Consider the following 442-nt stretch of genomic DNA (forward strand, 5'->3'; position numbering starts at 1 on the left):
TTGCAGAATCGCTAGGTTTAGCAAACGATGTGTGGGAGCAAAACATGACGTTAAGCGAAGCCGATCTAGATGAGAAAATTCGCTCTAGCCGACAGTTGATGCGCCAGTTACACGTTGGTGGTTATCCAACCCTGATTGCAGAAGTAAATGGCGAGTACTTGACCTTGCCGCACTCGACCTACTACGACAAACCGGCACAGTGGAAGCTTGCATTACAAAAACTGCAATAAACTCTTCCCCACTCGCTCTTGTCCTTAATCCAAGAGCGAGTGCACACACCGACATGGCAATCCTGACTCAAACAGGTACAATCCTCGCTCGATTTTTTACTCGCGCGGATACCCACCATGCACTCGCCTGAACATTGTTTTACTCGTTTTACTGCTGATACTTCTGGTTATGAATTACCAACGCAGTTTACGTTTCCGTTCTACTACACGAC

General features: G+C 47.1%; 1 pseudogene. It reads left to right on the forward strand.

Annotated elements, in window-relative coordinates:
- Positions 1 to 230, forward strand: a pseudogene (locus UF06_RS01145) (DsbA family protein); the annotation flags it as partial.
- Positions 231 to 442 lie beyond the last annotated feature (212 nt).

Origin of the sequence: Vibrio sp. S234-5 (genome assembly GCF_000960595.1) — a bacterium.
Classification (GTDB): Bacteria; Pseudomonadota; Gammaproteobacteria; order Enterobacterales; family Vibrionaceae; genus Vibrio.